Here is a 17,372-nt window from a genome sequence, read left to right on the forward strand (position 1 = left end):
ACCAGCGGAAAGCCGATGAATGCGAGCGAATCTCGGTTGGTCCGGAATGTGCTTCGCGCTCGCTCGGCGGGCGTTTTCCCGCCGGCGGGACACGAATTCCCCGCTCGTCGGAGATCAACCTCCGGCAGGTGTGCCGGCGGGTCGCGTCAGTGAAACGTCATCGCGTGGTGGGACCATCCGCCCCGTCGGTCCCCACAGGCCGACGGGGAAGACGCAGGGGCCCCGCACCCCTCTCCCGGGTGCGGGGCCCCTGCGCGTCCGGCGTCCGCCGGGTCCGGTCGGGTCAGGCGACGCTGACCGTCTCGAACTTCACTTCCTTGTTCGGCTTGCCGCCACCGGGCGCCGGGTCGAACGACCCGTCGTGGCCCGCGCGGGCGACCTCATCGATCAGCTTCAGGCCCGCCTCGTCGATGCTGCCGAAGACCGAGTAGTCGGGCGAGAGCTGCGCGTCGCCGTAGACGATGAAGAACTGGCTGCCGTTCGTGCCCTTCTGCGTCGCCTCGTCCGTGCCGGCGTTCGCCATGGCCAGGTAGCCGCGGCCGTAGGTCAGCTCGGGCCACGTCTCGTTGTCGAACGCGTAGCCGGGGCCGCCGGAGCCGGTGCCCGTCGGGTCGCCGCACTGGAGCATCTGGAGGCCCTCGGTGCCGATGCGGTGGCACGTGCTGCCGTCGTAGTAGCCCTGCTTGACCAGGTTGACGAAGCTGTTCACCGCGCAGGGCGCGAGCGCCCGGTCCAGGGTGAGCTTCAGCTCGCCGATGTTGGCCTTGACGGTGGCCTGCACGGTGCCGGACGCGGCGATGCCGCCGCCCTCGGGCGCCTTCGTGCCCTCCTTCGAGGCGGGCTCCGTCGACGGCCGGTACTCGCAGCTCGCGGGGTCCGCGAGGGGCGTCGGGCGGGTCGGCAGGGCCTTGACCTCGGTCGGGATGGTGATGGGTGCGGGCGCGCTGGAGCTGGCCGCCGCGTCGTCGCCACCGCCGCCGCCGAAGTCGGCCGTGGCGAGGAAGTACACACCGCCCGCGACGACGACGACCGCGACCACGGTCCCCACGACGGCGAACACCCGGCGCCGCTTCGCGCGCTCCGCCCGGCGGACGAGCTGGCGTTCCAGCTTCCGCTTGGCCTGCTCGCGGCGCTGCACGTTGGTCGGCACCTCGCACCCTCCCTGGTCTCTGCGTCGACGGCGACGATCGGTGAGCAGTCTAGGGGGCACGTATATAGCCGGCGTGTGGCGGATAGGCTGGTGGCGGGGTCCGCAGTGATCCGTTGTCGATCCGTTGCCGTCGAGAGGTGCTCCCGTGCTCGTGATCGGGTTCCCCACCGGCGCCCTCCAGGCCAACTGCTTCCTGCTGGCCACGGGTGCGGGCGGGCCGTGCGTGGTGGTCGACCCCGGCCAGGACGCGGAGGAGCCGGTCGCCGAGGCGCTGCGCGAGCACCGGCTGTCGCCCGTCGCCGTGCTGCTGACGCACGGCCACTTCGACCACTCGTTCTCCGTCGCGCCCGTCTGCGACGGCAACGACGTGCCCGCCTGGGTGCACCCCCGGGACCGCGAGCTGCTGTCGGACCCGCTCAAGGGCATCAGCGCCGAGTCGCGGGCGTTCTTCGGGGGCAACCTGGAGATGCGCGAGCCGCGCGAGGTGCGCGAGCTGGCCGACGGCGCCGAGCTGGACCTGGCCGGCCTGAAGCTGACCGTCGACCACACACCGGGCCATACCGGCGGGTCGGTGATGTTCCGCGCCGGCACCGAGGAGGGCGGACGGCTCGTGCTGTCCGGCGACACCCTCTTCGCCGGCTCCATCGGGCGCACCGACCTGCCGGGCGGGGACCACCGCGAGATGCTGGCGTCGCTGCGCACGAAGGTGCTGACGCTGGCCGACGACACGGTGGTGCTGCCCGGCCACGGGCCCACGACGACCATCGGCCGCGAGCGCGCGAGCAACCCGTTCCTGCTGGAGCTGGGTTCCCCCGACGCGCCGGCCGCACCGCAGCGAGGACTGTAGGGAACACCGTGACGACCTCTTCCGCACCGACCTCTTCCGCACCGCCCTTCTCCGCGCCCAAGGGCGTGCCCGACTACTTCCCGCCGACCTCCGCGTCGTTCCTGGCGGTCCGCGAGGCGCTGGTGGACTCCGCGCGCCGCGCCGGCTACGGCTACGTCGAGCTGCCCGTCTTCGAGGACACCGCGCTGTTCGCGCGCGGCGTCGGCGAGTCCACCGACGTGGTCAGCAAGGAGATGTACACCTTCACCGACCGCGGCGGCCGGTCCATCACGCTGCGGCCCGAGGGCACGGCGGGCGTCATGCGCGCCGTCATCGAGCACGGCCTGGACCGCGGGCAGCTGCCCGTGAAGCTCGCCTACGCGGGCCAGTTCTTCCGCGCCGAGCAGCCCCAGGCGGGCCGCTACCGGCAGTTCCACCAGGTCGGCGTCGAGGCCGTGGGCGTGGACGACCCGGCGCTGGACGCCGAGGTCATCGCGGTCGCCGACGCCGGGTTCCGGTCGCTCGGGCTGACCGGGTTCCGGCTGGAGCTGACCTCGCTGGGCGACTCGACGTGCCGACCCCGGTACCGGGAGAAGCTCCAGGCGTTCCTGGCGGGGCTGCCGCTGGACGACGAGACCCGCCGCCGCGCCGAGATCAACCCGCTGCGGGTGCTCGACGACAAGCGGCCCGAGGTGCGCGAGCTGGTCGCCGACGCGCCGCTGATGGTGGACAACCTGTCCGCCGAGTCGCTGGCCCACTACGAGGCCGTCAAGGGGTACCTCGGCGACCTGGGCGTGAAGTTCGTGGAGAACCCGCGGATGGTGCGCGGCCTCGACTACTACACGAAGACGACGTTCGAGTTCGTGCACGACGGGCTGGGCGCGCAGTCCGGCATCGGCGGCGGCGGGCGCTACGACGGCCTGATGGAGCAGCTCGGCGGCCAGCCGCTGTCCGGCGTCGGCTTCGGGCTGGGCGTGGACCGGGCGCTGCTGGCCTGCCAGGCCGAGGGCGTCGTGCCCGGCGACCCGGCGCGCTGCGAGGTGTACGGCGTGCCGCTGGGCGAGGCGGCGAAGTCCCGCCTGGTCGCCCTGGCGGCGCCGCTGCGCGGTGCGGGCGTGCGCTACGACCTCGCCTACGGCGGCAAGGGGCTCAAGGGTGCGATGAAGGGCGCCGACCGCTCGGGCGCGCGGTTCGCGCTCGTGCTCGGCGAACGCGACATCGAGGCCGGGGTCGTGCAGCTCAAGGAGCTGGCGACGGGCGACCAGCGGTCCGTGCCGCTGGCGGACGCGGTGACGTCGGTGCTGGAGGCGTTGGGCCGGTGAGCGAGAGCATCCCCCTCGACCTGCTGGAGCCGGAGCAGGTGCGCAAGCGCGCCGTGACGGTCGTCGTCAGCGCGCTCGTCGTCGCCGCCGCCTTCGGCGGGTTGCTGGGGCTGCTCGCCGGCCGCACCGCCGGCCTGGTCACGGCGGCGATCTTCTTCGTGCCCTTCGCGCTGCTGGCCGTCTCCGAGGCCCGGCGGCGCGTGCGGCTGGAGGGCAAGGTCCTGTCCGTGCGGGCGTTCGGCACCCGCTCGGTGGACCTGCACACCGCCGAGCAGCTCGACCTGCTGGTGACCGACGTGCGTGGGGCCCGCACCGTGGGCCTGCTCGTGCGAGGGGGGCGCAAGGCGGTCAACCTGGCGCTCGCCGTCTACTCGGGCACCGGCGCCCGCGAGCAGGGCATCCTGCCGCTGCGCACGCTGGCGGACGTCCTCGCGGGCCGCGGCGACCCGCCGGGGCTCCTCTTCTCCGAGCTGCTGGTCGCCCAGCTCCGCGCCGAGGCCCGCGGCCTGGCCACCGCCGACCGGCCGCTCTACCAGCTGGCCGCGACGGCCCCGACGGGCAAGCTGGCGCAGAAGCTGAACCCGAAGGCCATCTCCCGGTTCGTGTCGACGCTGGACTAGCCCGCACGCCAGCGGCCGTCCGCGGCAAGGGCGGTCGCCGGCGGGCGGGGTGGCCGGTGGCGGTCGGGGCGAACCGGCGGGCACGGCTGTCGTCCGTCGTGCCGCGCGGGAGCGGTCGGGCGGTCGGGCGGCGGGAGCCGGTCAGTCGTCCGGCAGGCCCCAGGTGCCCTTGGGCGGTGCGGGGGAGAGGGTGGCCGTCGCGTCCGTCGTGGGCGGCACGCCGCCGATGAAACGGGTCAGCGAGGCGTCGTGCTCGACCCGGCCGGGGAACGGGTCGCCGGCCGTGCGGCGGGTCAGGGCGGCGATCGGCAGCTCGGTGTGCGAGGCGACCAGGACGAAGTTGCCGAAGCGCCGGCCGCGGAAGACGGTGGGTTCGGCCAGGACGCACACGTGGGGGAACACGGCGCGCACGGTGGCCGCCTGGGCGCGGGCGAAGGTGAGCGGGCCGCCGTCGCCGATGTTGGCCGCGTAGACGCCGCCCGCGCGCAGCGTCCGGGACACCTGGTGCACGAACTCCACCGACGTGAGGTGCGCCGGGGTGCGCGCGCCCGCGAAGACGTCGGTGACGACCAGGTCGAACGTGTCCTCGGGCGCCCTGACCAGCACGGCCCGCGCGTCGCCGGTGCGGACGCGGATGCGCCAGTTGCGGTCCAGCGGGAGCACGCCGCGCACCAGCTCGACCAGCGCCGCGTCGATCTCCACGACCTGCTGGGTGGAGCGCGGGCGGGTGGTGGCGACGTAGCGGGGGAGGGTGAGCGCGCCGCCGCCGAGGTGCAGGGCGCGGATCGGGTCGCCGTCCGGGGCCACCAGGTCGGCGACGTGGCCGAGCCGCCGCAGGTACTCGAACTCCAGGTGCGTCGGGTCGTCCAGGTCGACGTGCGACTGCGGGGTGCCGTTCAGGCGCAGCACCCACGCCCGCGGCACGTCCTGGTCGGGGACGAGTTCCGCGATGCCCGAGTCCACCTCCCTCGTGATGGTCTCGTCGGTCTTGCGCAGTCGTCCCACACCCGACAACTTAGTCGTCGCTCCGGCATTAGGGTGATGCACGTGCAGATCGCCGCTGATGTCCTGACCGCGCTCGTCGCGGCCGTCCACCTCTACATCCTCGTGCTGGAGATGTTCCTGTGGAACACCCCGCGCGGTCGCGCGGCGTTCGGGACCACGGCGGAGTTCGCCGCCGAGTCCAAGGCGCTGGCGGCCAACCAGGGCCTCTACAACGGCTTCCTCGCCGCGGGCCTGCTGGTCGGCGTCGTGGCCGGCGGGTCGGTCGGCTTCGCGTTCGCCGTGTTCTTCCTGGCGTGCGTCGTCGTGGCCGGGCTGTACGGCGCGGCGACGGTCAGTCGTCGAATCCTGTTCGTGCAGTCCGTGCCCGCCGCGGTCGCGCTGCTGGTGGTGCTGCTCGCTCGCTAGCGGCCGTCCGGGGAGGCCGTCGCCAGGGGCCCTTCGCGGGGTCGTAGCCGGTGCGCAGGTCGCCCGTCACCCGCGCGCTCCAGGCGGCGGTCCCGGTGGGCACGTCGTCCTCCGGGCCGTCCTCTTCCCGGTCGTCCTCCGGGTCGTCGTCGGGCCCGGCCGCCCCGGCGGTGGCGGGCGCGTCCTCGCGGCCCGCCACCCACGCGGCCAGGGCGGTGGTGATCGGGACGGCCGCCACCAGGCCGATGCTGCCCACCAGGGTCCGCACGACCTCCTGCGCCACCTCCTGCGCGGTCAGGATCTCGCCCAGCGTGCGGCCCGACAGGGAGAACGCCAGCAGCAGCGGCAGCGCCGCGCCCGCGTACGCCATGACCAGGGTGTTCACCACGGACGACAGGTGGTCGCGGCCGATCCGGGACCCCGCCGCGTACAGGTCGCGGAACCCCAGCGACGGGTTGGCCCGGCGCAGCTCCCACACCGCGCTGGTCTGCGTCACGGTCACGTCGTCCAGCACGCCCAGCGCGCCGATGACCGTCCCGGCCAGCAGCAGCCCGCGGGTGTCGATGCCGTGCCCCAGCACCGCGACCAGGTTGCCGGTCTCCTGGTCGATGCCGGTGAGCTTGCCGAACGCGGAGAACGCGACGCCCAGCAGGCAGATCAGGGCGAGGCTCACCAGCGTCCCGAGCACGGCGGTGGACGTGCGCGCGGACACCCCGTGCGTCAGGTACAGCACCACGAACATGATCAGCCCCGCGCCGACCACGGCCACCGTCAGCGGGTTCTCGCCGGCCAGGATCGCGGGCAGCACGAACACCACCAGCACCACGAAGCTCAGCGCCAGCGCGCCCAGCGCGGCCAGCCCGTGCCACCGCCCGAGCAGCAGCACGGCCGCCAGGAACAGCACGGCCAGCAGCAGCAGCGGCGTGCCGCGCTGGAAGTCGACGAGCTGGTAGGACGCGCTGCTGTTCGGGTCGCCGCCGCCGAAGGACAGCACGACCGCGTCGCCCACCGAGAAGTCCGGCGTCGTCGGCTGGTCGGGCACCGGCACCCGCACGTCCCGCCCGGCCGCCGCGCCGTCGGTCATCCGCACGGTCACCAGCACGCACCCGGTCGCCCCGGCCTGGCCCACCTCCGGGCCGCACCCGCCGGCCACCACGGCCGTCACGTCGCCGAGCACCGGCACCTGGGTGATGCCGACCTCCGCGCCGGTGCGCTGGTCGTGCCCGAACGGGTAGAGCACGAACGCGCCCACGACCGTCGCCAGCACCAGCGGCAGCAGCAGGACCAGCAGCAACCGCCGCACCTGGTGGGACGCGGGGCCGGTGGGTCGCCCGTGGCCGTGGCCGTGCGCGGCGATCAGGTCCTTGGCTTGCACGGCGCACATACTGCCCGATCGCCCGGTGGCGCCCGCCGACCGGACAGCCCGGCGCGCCGACCGCTAACCCAACGGGTCGGTGAAGCGGAAGTGCTGGGCGACCGCCTCCTCGCAGGCGTCCAGGGCCTGCCGCAGCCGCTGCTCCGGCGACCCGGTGACCAGCCGCCACGGCACGCCGCGCGCGGCCAGGCCCTCCCGGAACAGCCCGGTCATCCAGGCGCGCAGGTGCTCGCCGTCCCGCCACCCGTCCTGCTCGAACGGCACGTCCTCGTGGTCGGTCAGCAGGTAGAGGGCGGGGCGGCGGGCGTCCGGCGCGATGTCGTCGCGCGGAGCGCCGAGGTAGCGGTGGCCCCACGCGGTCGCCGCCCACGCGTCGTTGTCGCACACCACGACCGGTCCGGTGGAGGCGGCGCGGATCAGCTCCTCCTGCCGGCGCGCCACGTCCTGGAAGTCGCCGACCGTCCACACCAGACGGTCGAGCGGGGCGTCCGGGTCGAACGCCCGCGCGGCGGTCAGCTTGTGCTCGGTGTGGGCGCGGCCGTACTCGGGTACCCAGGGTGCGCCGAGGTGCGCCGCGAGTTGTCGCGACAGCGTGGTCGTGCCGGTGCTCTCGGCACCGAGCACCACGATCCGGGCGCACAGCCCCGCCCGGGTGGCGGGCGCCAGGTGCGCCCAGTGCGCCCGCGGGTCTGCCCGGATCGCGGTGCCGGACACCGGGTGCGCGACCCGGTCCGGGTCGACCGGCACGTGCCGGGCGCCGAGCCGCTTGGCCATCTCGTCGCCGTAGCGCTCGCTGGAGAACACCGCGTCCACGGCGGCCGACGCCGGGTCGCCGTCCAGGATCGCGCGCCGCGCGAGCACGGCGCGCGCCACGCCCATGTGCAGCTCCCACACGGCGTCGCTGTCGAAGTCCATCTCGTGGTCGTCGACGTCGCCGAGGACCACGAGGCCGGGCGTCCCGGCGTGCTCCGCGCGCAGCCACGCCACCCGGTCGGCGACCGGGATCGACTCCGCGTGCGACGCCAGCACCGTCACCGTCGTGCGCGCGCTGCGGGCGGCGGCGGTGCGGACGAGGTGGTGGTGCCCGGCGTGCGGCGGGTAGAACTTGCCCAGCACCAGCGCGTGGTCGAACTCGCTCACCCCGGACCCGCTCGTCCCCGGCCCGCTCACACCGCGGTCCGGGCGGTGGCGGCCTCGTCGGCGCGCACCGCCTTCGTCCAGTTGCGCAGGCCGAGCACGCACAGGGCCAGGAAGCCGACGTAGAGCACCGCGGTCAGCCACAGGTCCTTGTAGGCGTACAACGGGACGTAGACGACGTCCGCGGCGATCCACAGCCACCAGCACTCGACCTTCTTGCGGGTCTGGCCCCAGGTGGCGAGCAGCGAGAGGGCGGTCGTCACCGAATCGGCCCACGGGACGTTGGAGGTGGTGAACGAGCTCAGGACCCACACCAGCACCAGGGTGGCCGCCACGCCGGCGGCCGCGAGCCACCACCACTGGGCGCGGGTGGTCCGGCTGACGGGCAGGGCGGTGCGCTCCGCACCGCCGCGCAACCAGGCCCACCAGCCGTACAGGGCGAGCGTGACGTAGACGAGCTGGAGACCGGAGTCCGCGTACAGGCCGCTGGTCGCGAACAGCACCAGGAAGGCGAGGTTGTTGAGGATGCCGATCGGCCAGTTCAACGGGTTCTGGCGGGCCACCAGCCAGACGCACAGCGCGCCGGTGACGAAGCCCGCCACCTCGCCCCAGCTCGTGCTGACGCCCCCGACGGTGACCGCCGGGGTGGTGAAGGGCCACAGGACGACGTCCAGCGGGGACAAGGCGACTCCGTTTGACCATGATTCGAACACGTGTTCGAATGAGCGTATGCGACGGGACGGGCAGCGGGACGTGGCGGACCGGCGGCGGGCCCTACCGGGGTCCCGCGGACATGCTCGCACCCGCTGCCTGGCGGGGGACACGCCCGTGCTGCTGGCCGACGGCCGGACCAGGCCCATCGCCGACGTGTCGGTGGGCGAGGAGGTGTTCGGCACGCGGGACGGCCGGTTCGTCGTCACGCGGGTGCGCGCCCACGGGAAGACCGCCGAACCCGCGTACCGCGTGACGCTGGGCGACGGCACGCAGGTCGTGGCGGGCGGTGACCACCGGTTCCTCACCGACGAGGGCTGGAAGCACGTCACGCCCGGCCAGGGCGACGACCTCGACGAGCGGCCGTTCCTGGTGAAGGGCGCCCGCCTGGTCGGCACGGGCCGGTTCGCCGCCCCGCCCGCGCACGTGCGGGAGTACCGCGAGGGCTACCTGTGGGGCGTGGTGCGCGGCGGCCTGCCCGGCGACCCCGCCGTGCTGGCGCGCGCCCGCGACTTCGCGGCCGGTTCCGTGCCGCGCGACCGCGACCTGGTCGAGTGGCCGACGACGCCCGGTGACGAGTGGTCGAAGGGTTTCCTGGCCGGGCTGTTCGACTCGCGGGGCAGCTCGACCGGCGGCGAGCTGGTGATGTCCAGTTCGGACAGCGCGGTGTTCGAGGCGGCGGTGCTCGCGCTGACCCGGCTGGCGGTGCCGCACGTGGTCGAGGTGCGCGGCGTGCGCGTCGTCGGCGGGCTGGCCGAGCGGCTGCGGTTCCTGCACCTGGTGGAACCGGCCGTGCCGCACCGCAACGCCGTGGAGGGCGTGGCGGTGCCCGTGACGCCCCGGCTGCCGGTGGTGGCCGTGGAGGCGCTCGGCGTGACGCGGGCGCTGTACGACGTCACCACCGGCACCGGGGACTTCGTGGCCAACGGCCTGGTGAGCCACAACTGCCCGCCCGACCGGGATCGGGCCGGGTGAGTTCGACGGCGCCGGAGTCCACCACCGTCCCGGGCGGACCGCAGGCGCCGCGCGGGTCGTAGGCGCTCACTGCCGGCAGCGGGGACAGCACGAGCGGGGCTTCACGGCCGGGGGGCGGGGGAGCCCGGTCCGGTCGGTGGTCGACGCACGGGTTCTCCCCGGGGTCCGTCGGTGTCGGTGACCCGCCGGTGCGGCGGGTACCGGGTGTGGACCGGGACGAGGTCGCCCACCGCGGTGGGACGGCCGTTGGACGTCGGGTGGACGCCGGTCAGGCCGACAGCGGCGACCCCAGCACGTCGTCGGGGTCGTAGCGGCGGGCGACCCGGCGCAGGCGCGGCAGGTTGTGCCGGTACGCGGTGCTCGGCCAGTCCTCCTGGAGCGGGTCGAGGTAGTTGGCGTACGTGCCGGTGCCGACGAGCGGCGCGAGCGCGCGTTGCACGTCGTCCACCTCGCGGGTGACCTCGTCGGCGGGCCGGTCGGCGACCGCGCCGAACACCTCGACCGAGGTGGGCGAGCCCCGGTGCGGGTAGGCGGTGCCGCGCGGGCCGACCCGGTCCACCGCGCCGCCCAGCGCGGCGACGACGAGCAGCGCGCTGCGCTTGCCCTCCAGGGTGCCCGCGACGGCGGCCGGGTCGGTCCACGGCCCGTCGGCGAGGCGCGAGGAGGCCCGGAACGCGTTGCGGGCGGGGTGGCCGCCGGTCATGATCCCGACCGCGGTGGGGAGGTCCACCTCGGCGTCCTCCAGCGGCGGGCGGGTGCCGACCGCGTCGAGCAGGCGGCCCACCTCGGCCCGCAGCGCGGTCGCCGGGCCGATCCGGCAGCCGGTGAGGTCGACCGAGCCGTCCGGCAGCACGACGCAGGTGCTCGACAGCTCCTCCGGCACGGCCGTGCTCCACGGCTGCCACGCGCCGAGCACGTCGGCCGCCGACCCGGCCGGGAAGCGCACCCGGAACACGGTCAGCAGGGGCGGCGCGGGCGCGGTGGCGAACTCGAACGACGTGACGACGCCGAAGCTCCCGCCGCCACCGCCGCGCAGCGCCCAGAACAGGTCGGGTTCGCGCTCGGCCGAGGCGGTCAGCAGGCGGCCGTCGGTGGTGACGACCCGGGCCGACCTCAGCCGGTCGCAGGTCAGGCCGTGGGCGCGGTCGAGCCAGCCCAGGCCGCCGCCGAGGGTGAGCCCCGCGATGCCGACCGACGGGCAGTTGCCCAGCGGGAGGCAGCGGCCGGTCGCGCTCAGCGCCGCGTAGACGTCGCGGAGGCGGGCGCCCGCGCCGACAACGGCCGTGCCGCCCGGGCGCACCTCGACACCGGACAGCGGCGCGAGGTCCACCACGAGCCCCCGGTCGGGGGTGGAGTGGGCGTCGTAGCCGTGCCCGCCGCCGCGCGCGGCCACCGCCACGCCGGACCGCCGGGCCTCGTCCAGGCAGTGCCGCACGTCGTCGGGGTGCGCGCAGCGGGCGATCGCGGCGGGCCGGTGGTGGTCGTACAGGCTGTTGAACGGCAGCCGCGCGGTGTCGTAGCCGGGGTCGCCGGGCAGCAGCAGGTCACCGGACAGCCGCGCCCGTAATCGCGCCCACCGGGGCGGTGGCCCGCCGTGCCCGCCCACCGCCGCCCCGATCGCGCCCGTCCCCGCCCACCGCAGCACGTCCCGCCGTGAAGTGACCATGCGGCCATGCTCTCACCGTATTTTGTACGGTACGCTGTACGGCATGACTGGGGTACCGGGCAGTGGAGCGGGTTTCACGCCGACCGACGAGGACGTGGCCGGGGTGCTGGCGTGGTTCGCGGAGTGGGACGCCCTGGCGGTGGCCAAGGACGTCGAGGCGATGGCGGACAAGGCGTTGTTCCCCGTCAACGCGGTGACCGACGGGTCGGCGCGGTCGTGGGACCGGGCGCGGTTCCTGGCCGACATGGCCGCGTCGCTGGGCGACGGGGACGTGGGGATGGAGTCGGTGCGGACGCCGCACTTCCTCACCGCCGACCTGGTGTTCGTGATCACCGACGCGACCATCACCGCGGACGGGCACGCGCAGGTCGTGCGGTACGGCGACCTGCTGGTGAAGGTCGACGGGAGGTGGTTGTTCCAGACGATGGCCCAGGGCGGCTGGTAGCCCGGGGCGACCGCCCCGCCGACGAACCGCCCCACTAACAATCAGTCTTGACTGTTTGTTAGTGGGGCGGAACACTCGCCCGCATGGCCACCGAGACCAGGCAGCGGCAGGCCGACCGCAGCCGCGAGACCCGGCGCAAGCTCATGGAGGCGACGGTCGGGTGCCTCGTCGAGCTGGGCTGGTCGGGCACGACGACGACGGTCGTGGCCGAGCGCGCGGGCGTCTCCCGCGGCGCCCAGCTGCACCACTTCCGCACCCGCGGCGAGCTGGTCGCCGCCGCGGTCGAGCACCTGGGCGCGGAGAGCGTCCTGCACCTCAAGGAACGCGCCCGCACCGCGCACGGCGGCGTCACCGCGGTGGTCGAGCTGATCGCCGACTTCTACGCGAGCGACCTGTTCACCGCCGCCCTCGAACTGTGGGTCGCCGCCCGCACCGACGCCGCCCTGAAGACGGTGGTCGTGCCGCTGGAGGTCCGCATCGGGCGCGAGACCCACCGGCTGGCCGTCGAGCTGCTCGGCGCCGACGAGACCAGGCCCGGCGTGCGCGAGGCCGTGCAGATCACCCTGGACCTGGTCCGCGGCCTGGCGCTCGCGAACCAGCTCACCGACGACGGGAACCGGCGCCGGCGGGTCGTCCGGCACTGGGCGCGGCTGCTGGAGGAGACCCTGCGGGAGGAGACGCCGTGATCGAGCACGTCCTGGACGACCTGCGCGCCGAGAGCGGGGTGCTGGACGACCTGGTCGCGGACGCCGACTGGTCGCTGCCCACGCCCGCCGCCGGCTGGACGATCGCCCACCAGGTCGCCCACCTGAGCTGGACGGACCGGATCGCCGCGCTCGCCGCGCGCGACCCGGCCGCGTTCGCCGGAGCGCTGGCGACGGCCACGCCCGACATGGTCGACGAGGGCGCGCGGGAACCCGTGACGCTCGACGGGTGGCGCGCGAGCCGGGAGGAGCTGGCCGCCGCGCTGCTCGCCGTCCCCGAGGGCGGCCGGGTGCCGTGGTTCGGGCCGCCCATGAGCCCGACGTCCATGGCCACCGCCCGGCTGATGGAGACGTGGGCGCACGGCCAGGACGTGGCCGACGCGCTCGGCGTGGTCCGCGAACCCACCCGGCGGCTCAAGCACGTCGCGCACATCGCGGTGCGCGCGTTCGGCTACGCGTTCCTGGTCAACGGGCTGCCCGTGCCGGGCGACCCGGTGCGGGTCGAGCTGACCGCCCCGGACGGCGAGCTGTGGGCGTGGGGCCCCGAGGGGGCCGCCGACCGGATCACCGGCCCCGCCCTGGACTTCTGCCTGCTCGCCACGCAGCGCCGGCACCGCGACGACCTCGCCGTCACCGCGTCCGGACCGGTGGCGAGCGCGTGGCTGCCGATCGCGCAGGCGTTCGCCGGTCCCCCCGGCGCGGGGCGGGAGCGGCGGTGATCCGCATCGGCAACGCGTCCGGCTTCTACGGCGACCGGTTCTCCGCCGTGCGCGAGATGCTGCACGGCGGTCACCTCGACGTGCTGACCGGCGACTACCTGGCCGAGCTGACCATGCTCATCCTCGGCCGCGACCGCGCGAAGGACCCCCGCCTGGGCTACGCCCGCACGTTCCTGCGCCAGCTGGAGGACAACCTCGCCGAGGCGCTGGAACGCGGCGTGAAGATCGTGTCCAACGCGGGCGGGCTCAACCCCGAGGGGCTGGCCGAGGCGGTCGACGCGCTCGGCACGGGCGCGAAGGTCGCCTGCGTGACCGGCGACGACGTGCGCGCCCACTTCCCCGACGCGCTGACCGCCAACGCCTACCTCGGCGCGTGGGGCATCGCCGAAGCCCTGAAGGCGGGCGCGGACGTCGTGGTCACCGGCCGCGTCACGGACGCCTCGCTGGTCGTGGGGCCGGCCGCCGCGCACTTCGGCTGGGGCCGCGGGGACTGGGACCGGCTGGCCGGGGCCACCGTCGCCGGGCACGTGCTGGAGTGCGGCGCGCAGGCCACCGGCGGCAACTACCCGTTCTTCACCGAGATCGACGCCGAGCGGCCCGGGTTCCCGATCGCCGAGGTCGAGGCCGACGGGTCCGCGCTGATCACCAAGCACGACGGCACGGGCGGCGCGGTCACCGCCGACACGGTCACCGCCCAGCTGCTCTACGAGATCGGCGACCCGGCCTACCCGGGCCCGGACGTGGTCAGCCACTTCGACACGATCCGGCTCGACCCGCACGAGCGCGGGGTGCGGATCTCGGGGGTGCGCGGGTCGCCGCCGCCGGACGAGCTGAAGGTCTGCCTCAACACCCTCGGCGGGTTCCGCAACTCCACCACGTTCGTGCTGACCGGGCTGGACGTGGAGGCCAAGGCCGCCCTCGTGCGGCGGCAGCTGGAGGCCGCGCTCGGCGCGGACGACCTCACGTGGGTGCTGGCGCGCACCGATCGCGCCGACGCCGACACCGAGGAGACCGCGAGCGCGCTGCTGCACGCCACGGTCAAGACGGCGGACCCCGGGCGCGCCAAGGCGTTCTCCCGGGCGGCCGTGGAGCTGGCGCTGGCGTCCTACCCGGGCTTCCACGTCACCGCGCCGCCCGGCGACGGCACGCCGTTCGGCGTGTACCGGGCCGCGTACGTGCCGCGCGACGCCGTCGCGCACCGGGTCGTGCTGCCCGGCGGGGAGGTGGTCGCGGTATGAGCGGACGCACCAGGAGGGTCCCGCTCGGCGCCGTCGTCGGCGCCCGCTCGGGCGACAAGGGCGGCGACGCCAACCTCGGCGTGTGGGCGCGCACCGACGCGCGGTACGAGTGGCTGCGCGCCGAGCTGACGGTGGCCCGGCTCAAGGAGCTGCTGCCCGAGGCGGACGAGGTCGTCCGCCACGAGCTGCCGAACCTGCGGGCGCTGAACTTCGTGCTGCGCGGCCTGCTCGGCGACGGCGTCGCCTCCTCCACCCGGTTCGACCCGCAGGCCAAGGCGCTGGGCGAGTGGCTGCGCTCCCGGCACGTCGACGTCCCCGAGGAGCTGCTGTGAGCACTGGTGACCTGTTCGGCACGCCCGAGCGGCGCGACCTGCGCGCGACCGTGCGGCGGTTCACCGAGAAGGAGGTCGTGCCGCACCTCGACGGGTGGGAGCGCGCGGGCGAGCTGCCCCGGTCGCTGCACCGCGCGGCGGCGGCGATCGGGTTGCTGGGCGTCGGCTTCCCCGAGTCCGTCGGCGGCGCGGGCGACCTGCTCGACACCGTCGTGGTCACCGAGGAGCTGATCCAGGCGGGCGGCTCGTCCGGCCTGGTCGCCGGGCTGCTCACGCACGGCATCGCGGTGCCGCACATCGTGGACGCGGGCGACCCGGCGCTGATCGACCGGTTCGCGCGACCGGCCCTGGCGGGCGAGCTGATCGGGTCGCTGGCGATCACCGAGCCCGGCGGCGGGTCGGACGTGGCCGCGCTGCGCACCACCGCGCGCCGCGACGGCGACCACTTCGTCGTCAACGGGGCGAAGGCGTTCACCACCTCCGGCACGCGGGCGGACTTCGTGACCGCGGCGGTGCGCACCGGGGGACCGGGCCACGAGGGCATCAGCCTGCTGGTGGTGGAGCGCGGCACGCCCGGGTTCGGCGTGGACCGGCGGCTGGAGAAGATGGGTTGGCACTGCTCCGACACCGCCGACCTGTCCTTCGCGGACGCCCGCGTGCCCGCCGCCAACCTGGTCGGGCCGGAGAACGGCGGCTTCGCGCTGCTCATGCGGCAGTTCCAGGCGGAGCGGATCTCGCTGGCCGTGCAGGCGTACGCGACGGCGCAGCGCGCCCTCGACCTCACCGTCGCCCACGTGCGGCGGCGCGAGGCGTTCGGCCGGCCCCTGATCACGCGCCAGGTCGTCGCGCACCGGCTGGTGGAGATGGCGCAGCGGACCGACCTCGCCCGCACCTACGTGCGCGAGGTGGCGGTGCGGGCGGCGCGCGGCGAGGAGGTCGTGGCGCAGGTGTGCTTCGCGAAGAACGCCGCCGTCGAGGCTTGCTCGTTCGTGGTGGACGCGGCCGTGCAGCTGCACGGCGGCGCCGGCTACCTCCGCGACGCGGAGGTGGAGCGGCACTACCGGGACGCGCGCGTCCTGGGCATCGGGGGCGGCGCGACCGAGGTGATGACCGAGCTGGCGGCCAGGCGATTGGGGTACACGGCATGACGACGCTGCGCACGGCGGTGGACACCCGGTCGCCGGGCTACGCCGAGAACAGGGAGGCGTTGCTGGCCAAGCTGGCCGAGCTGGACGCCGAGCAGGCCAAGGCCCTCGCGGGCGGCGGGCCGAAGTACACCGAGCGGCACCGCCGGCGCGGCAAGCTGTCGGCGCGCGAGCGGGTCGAGCTGCTGGTCGACCCGGACAGCCCGTTCCTGGAGCTGTCGCCGCTGGCCGCCTGGGGCACCGACTACCCGGTCGGCGCGAGCGTGGTGACCGGCATCGGCGTGGTCGAGGGCGTCGAGTGCGTGGTCGTGGCCAACGACCCGACGGTGCGCGGCGGCGCGAGCAACCCGTGGACGCTGCGCAAGACGTTCCGCGCCAACGACATCGCGCTGCAGAACCGGCTGCCGCTGATCGGGCTGGTCGAGTCCGGCGGCGCCGACCTGCCGAGCCAGAGCGAGATCTTCATCCCCGGCGGCCGGGCGTTCCGCGACCTGACCCGGCTGTCGGCGGCGGGCATCCCGACGATCAGCGCGGTGTTCGGCAACGCGACGGCGGGCGGCGCGTACGTGCCGGGCACGTCCGACTACGTGATCATGGTGGACGGCCGCTCCAAGGTGTTCCTCGGCGGGCCGCCGCTGGTGCGGATGGCGACCGGCGAGGAGTCCGACGACGAGTCGCTGGGCGGCGCGCGGATGCACGGCACCACGTCCGGGCTCGCGGACTTCGTGGCCGCCGACGAGGTCGACGCGATCCGGCTGACCCGGCGCGTGGTGGCCCGGTTGAACCGGCGCAAGCAGGGCCCCGCGCCCAAGCCGGCCGAGCCGCCGCTGTTCGACGAGGAGGAGCTGCTCGGCCTCGTGCCGACGGACCTGCGCGTGCCGTTCGACCCGCGCGAGGTGATCGCCCGGCTCGTGGACGGCTCCCGGTTCGACGAGTTCAAGCCCGACTACGGGACCAGCCTCGTCACCGGCTGGGCCGACCTGCACGGCTATCCGGTCGGGGTGCTGGCCAACGCGCGGGGCGTGCTGTTCAGCGAGGAGGCGCAGAAGGCCGCGCAGTTCATCCAGCTCGCCAACAGCGCCGACACGCCGCTGCTGTTCCTCCAGAACACCACCGGCTACATGGTCGGCGCGCGCTACGAGCAGGGCGGCATCATCAAGCACGGCGCGATGATGATCAACGCCGTGTCGAACAGCCGCGTGCCGCACCTGACCGTCGTCATGGGCGCGTCCTACGGCGCGGGCAACTACGGCATGTGCGGCCGGGCCTACGACCCCAGGTTCCTGTTCACCTGGCCCAGCGCCAAGTCGGCGGTGATGGGGCCGGCGCAGCTCGCGGGCGTGCTGTCGATCGTGGCGAGGCAGTCGGCGGCGGCCCGGGGCCAGGAGTACGACGAGGAGGACGACGCGGCGATGCGGCAGGTGGTGGAGGGGCAGATCGAGCAGCAGTCCCTGGCCGCCTTCCTGTCCGGCCGGCTCTACGACGACGGCGTGATCGACCCGCGCGACACGCGCACGGTGCTCGGCCTGTGCCTGTCGGCGATCCACTGTGGACCGATCAGGGGCGCCGAGGGCTACGGCGTCTTCCGGATGTGAGG

Annotated in this window: 16 protein-coding genes and 1 pseudogene; 11 read left to right on the forward strand and 6 right to left on the reverse strand. The window is 74.8% G+C overall.

Annotation, left to right across the window (positions count from 1 at the left end):
* Positions 1-283 precede the first annotated feature (283 nt).
* A complete protein-coding gene (locus ACRAKJ_RS10115; RefSeq protein WP_438922516.1) occupies positions 284-1,150 on the reverse strand; it encodes a peptidylprolyl isomerase in 867 nt (288 codons plus the stop codon).
* 145 nt (positions 1,151-1,295) lie between these two features.
* Here ACRAKJ_RS10115 and ACRAKJ_RS10120 point away from each other — a divergent pair, with 145 nt between their 5' ends.
* From ACRAKJ_RS10120 to ACRAKJ_RS10130, 3 genes are read left to right on the forward strand one after another with little or no spacing between them, the layout of a single operon-like run.
* Entirely contained in the window at positions 1,296-1,997 is a 702-nt protein-coding gene (locus ACRAKJ_RS10120) for an MBL fold metallo-hydrolase (protein ID WP_438922517.1), read from the forward strand.
* Between the two features lie 8 nt (positions 1,998-2,005).
* Entirely contained in the window at positions 2,006-3,298 is a 1,293-nt protein-coding gene (gene hisS, locus ACRAKJ_RS10125; protein WP_438922518.1) for a histidine--tRNA ligase, read from the forward strand.
* The gene (locus ACRAKJ_RS10130; RefSeq protein ID WP_438922519.1) at positions 3,295-3,918 is read left to right on the forward strand and encodes a hypothetical protein; all 624 of its coding nucleotides are present in this window, start codon (positions 3,295-3,297) and stop codon (positions 3,916-3,918) included. The genes hisS and ACRAKJ_RS10130 overlap by 4 nt, the downstream gene beginning before the upstream one ends.
* Positions 3,919-4,059: 141 nt before the next feature.
* Here the strand turns inward: ACRAKJ_RS10130 and ACRAKJ_RS10135 are convergent, their stop codons facing one another.
* Positions 4,060-4,923: a fused MFS/spermidine synthase gene (locus tag ACRAKJ_RS10135; RefSeq protein WP_438922520.1), complete on the reverse strand. Its 864-nt coding sequence runs from the start codon at positions 4,921-4,923 to the stop codon at positions 4,060-4,062.
* A gap of 42 nt (positions 4,924-4,965) precedes the next feature.
* Between ACRAKJ_RS10135 and ACRAKJ_RS10140 the strand changes: the two genes are divergently transcribed.
* On the forward strand, positions 4,966-5,328 hold the full coding sequence (locus ACRAKJ_RS10140; RefSeq protein ID WP_438922521.1) for a DUF1304 domain-containing protein: 363 nt from the start codon (positions 4,966-4,968) through the stop codon (positions 5,326-5,328).
* Here ACRAKJ_RS10140 and ACRAKJ_RS10145 read toward each other — a convergent pair.
* From ACRAKJ_RS10145 to pnuC, 3 genes are read right to left on the reverse strand one after another with little or no spacing between them, the layout of a single operon-like run.
* Positions 5,255-6,712, reverse strand: coding sequence for a YibE/F family protein (locus tag ACRAKJ_RS10145; RefSeq protein ID WP_438922522.1), 1,458 nt, complete (start codon positions 6,710-6,712; stop codon positions 5,255-5,257). The genes ACRAKJ_RS10140 and ACRAKJ_RS10145 overlap by 74 nt on opposite strands.
* 54 nt (positions 6,713-6,766) lie before the next feature.
* Positions 6,767-7,843 (reverse strand): AAA family ATPase, encoded by a 1,077-nt coding sequence (locus ACRAKJ_RS10150; protein ID WP_438922523.1) that lies wholly within the window; start codon positions 7,841-7,843, stop codon positions 6,767-6,769.
* 26 nt (positions 7,844-7,869) lie between these two features.
* Positions 7,870-8,523: a nicotinamide riboside transporter PnuC gene (pnuC, locus tag ACRAKJ_RS10155; RefSeq protein WP_438922524.1), complete on the reverse strand. Its 654-nt coding sequence runs from the start codon at positions 8,521-8,523 to the stop codon at positions 7,870-7,872.
* A gap of 46 nt (positions 8,524-8,569) precedes the next feature.
* Between pnuC and ACRAKJ_RS10160 the strand changes: the two genes are divergently transcribed.
* A complete protein-coding gene (locus tag ACRAKJ_RS10160) occupies positions 8,570-9,526 on the forward strand; it encodes a hypothetical protein (protein ID WP_438922525.1) in 957 nt (318 codons plus the stop codon).
* A gap of 268 nt (positions 9,527-9,794) precedes the next feature.
* Here the strand turns inward: ACRAKJ_RS10160 and ACRAKJ_RS10165 are convergent, their stop codons facing one another.
* Entirely contained in the window at positions 9,795-11,192 is a 1,398-nt protein-coding gene (locus ACRAKJ_RS10165) for an FAD-binding protein (RefSeq protein ID WP_438922526.1), read from the reverse strand.
* 43 nt (positions 11,193-11,235) lie between these two features.
* On the opposite strand from ACRAKJ_RS10165, the gene ACRAKJ_RS10170 reads away from it, so the two are divergent.
* The 6 genes and pseudogenes from ACRAKJ_RS10170 (at position 11,236) to ACRAKJ_RS10195 (ending at position 17,370) form a co-directional block, all read left to right on the forward strand.
* Positions 11,236-11,637, forward strand: a complete 402-nt coding sequence (locus ACRAKJ_RS10170) for a nuclear transport factor 2 family protein (RefSeq protein ID WP_438922527.1) — start codon at positions 11,236-11,238, stop codon at positions 11,635-11,637.
* Positions 11,638-11,720: 83 nt separating this feature from the next.
* A complete protein-coding gene (locus ACRAKJ_RS10175) occupies positions 11,721-12,323 on the forward strand; it encodes a TetR family transcriptional regulator (protein ID WP_438922528.1) in 603 nt (200 codons plus the stop codon).
* Positions 12,320-13,060 (forward strand): TIGR03084 family metal-binding protein, encoded by a 741-nt coding sequence (locus ACRAKJ_RS10180; protein WP_438922529.1) that lies wholly within the window; start codon positions 12,320-12,322, stop codon positions 13,058-13,060. Before ACRAKJ_RS10175 ends, ACRAKJ_RS10180 begins: the two co-directional genes overlap by 4 nt.
* A gap of 56 nt (positions 13,061-13,116) precedes the next feature.
* Positions 13,117-14,630, forward strand: a pseudogene (locus ACRAKJ_RS10185) (acyclic terpene utilization AtuA family protein).
* Positions 14,627-15,778, forward strand: a complete 1,152-nt coding sequence (locus ACRAKJ_RS10190; RefSeq protein WP_438922530.1) for an acyl-CoA dehydrogenase family protein — start codon at positions 14,627-14,629, stop codon at positions 15,776-15,778. Before ACRAKJ_RS10185 ends, ACRAKJ_RS10190 begins: the two are co-directional and overlap by 4 nt.
* Positions 15,775-17,370, forward strand: a complete 1,596-nt coding sequence (locus ACRAKJ_RS10195) for a carboxyl transferase domain-containing protein (protein WP_438922531.1) — start codon at positions 15,775-15,777, stop codon at positions 17,368-17,370. Before ACRAKJ_RS10190 ends, ACRAKJ_RS10195 begins: the two co-directional genes overlap by 4 nt.
* Positions 17,371-17,372: the final 2 nt, after the last annotated feature.

The sequence above is a fragment of the Saccharothrix sp. DSM 118769 genome (assembly GCF_052936295.1).